This is a genomic window from uncultured Senegalimassilia sp., from assembly GCF_934632265.1.
GTDB lineage: Bacteria > Actinomycetota > Coriobacteriia > Coriobacteriales > Eggerthellaceae > Senegalimassilia.
On sequence record NZ_CAKTYH010000202.1, the window covers coordinates 1 to 1,717 of the forward strand.

A 1,717-nucleotide genomic window follows, 5' to 3' on the forward strand; every position below is an offset into this window, starting at 1 on the left:
GGCCAGCATCGGGCGCGAGCGAAAGAAGGAGAGATGGACAACACGGACAACCGCACGGATCTGCCCGAGGGCCGCGCGGAACAGACGAGGGGGGCGGCCGATACGGCAAAAGCGCAGGCCGCCGCGGAGAAGCAATCGAAAACCGGCGGCATGACGCGCCGCACGCTATGCCTGGGCATCGGCGGCGCCGCGGTGATGCTCGGCCTGGGCGGGCTGAAAATGGCGAACCCGCAGGCCATCATCCGACCTCCGGGAGGTCAGGATGAGGATCGCCTGATCAGCGCCTGCATCCGCTGCGAGAAGTGCTACGAGATCTGCCCGCGCGACGTCATCCGCCCGGCGCACATGGAAGACGGCATCCTGAACATGCGCACGCCCACGTTCGATTTCAGCGACGACTACTGCGATTGGTGCACCGAGGAGAACGGCGGCACGCCGCTGTGCGTCTCGGCCTGCCCCACGCGCGCACTTGAGCTGCCGGCGGACGCCACGAAGGAGAACACCATCATCGGCCGCGCCGTCATCAACACCGACTGGTGCCTGGCGTACAAGCTGATCGGCTGCCGATTCTGCTACGACTCGTGCCCATACGAAGCCATCACGCTTGACGACGAGAACCGTCCCGTGGTGCTGGACAACAAGTGCAACGGCTGCGGAGCCTGCGAAAGCGTTTGCGTATCGCTGCAAAACGGCTCCATCTCCGAGGGCGCCACTTCGCGCGCCATCACCATCAAGCCGCTTGACCAGGTAGAAAGGTAGGGTGCGGTCATGAAACGCAATTCCAAGACGCTGCGCACCATCACCGCGCTCGCCATCGTGGCCATCGTGTTCGTGGGCTTTTTGACGAACCTGGGCATCGGCACCATTTCCGCGCCGGGCATCTGGGATATCTCGATCCTCTGCCCGCTGGGCGCCCTGGGCACTATGCTCGCCAGCAAGATGATGGTGCCGCGCGCCGTGGTGTCGCTGGTCATCATGGTGGTGCTCATCATCGTGTTCGCCCGCGCGTTCTGCGGCTGGATGTGCCCCGTTCCCCTGGTGCAGAAGCTTCGCGGCATATTCGCCAAGCCCGAGAAGCAGGCGAAGGCCGAGAAGGCGAAGACCGCGAAACAGGCAGACGACAAGGCGACCGAAGCCGCAGCCGACATCGCGCCGCTGACCGAAGACGAGAAGGCGACGCTGGCAACCGGCTGCGAGAAGGACTCGAAGGGCCTGGCCGGCTGCGCAAGCTGCGCGAAGAAACGCGGCGAGGCCGTGGATGCCCGCCACTTCGTGCTGGGCGGCGCGCTGCTGTCCACGTTCATCTTCGGCTTCCCGGTGTTTTGCCTGGTGTGCCCCATCGGCCTGACCTTCGCCACCATCCTGCTGCTGGTGAACCTGTTCGCGCAGGGCGATGTGACGTGGTCGCTCATCGTGGTGCCCGCCATCCTGATCGCCGAGGTGCTGCTGTTCAAGAAGTGGTGCCATAAGCTGTGCCCGCTTTCGGCGTTCATGAGCCTGATCGCCAAGCTGAACCGCACGTTCAAGCCCACCATCGACAACGCGAAGTGTCTGGAAACGGCCCAGGGCAAGAAGTGCGGCGCTTGCGGACGCGCCTGCGAGGAGGGCATCGACCCGCGCCACCCCGAGCTGTCCGAGGCCGCATGGAGCGAATGCACGAAGTGCCGCTCGTGCGTGGACGCCTGCCCGGCGCACGCGATCAGCATGCCGCTGATCG

At 65.2% G+C, this 1,717-nt stretch carries 2 protein-coding genes; both read left to right on the forward strand.

Going from position 1 to position 1,717, the window contains the following annotated elements:
- Positions 1–759, forward strand: a 759-nt coding sequence (locus tag Q0H50_RS09460; RefSeq protein ID WP_294421705.1) for a 4Fe-4S dicluster domain-containing protein, incomplete at its 5' end; no start/stop codon positions are given.
- A gap of 9 nt (positions 760–768) precedes the next feature.
- A partial coding sequence (locus Q0H50_RS09465) for a 4Fe-4S binding protein (RefSeq protein WP_294421706.1) occupies positions 769–1,717 on the forward strand: 949 nt, incomplete at its 3' end.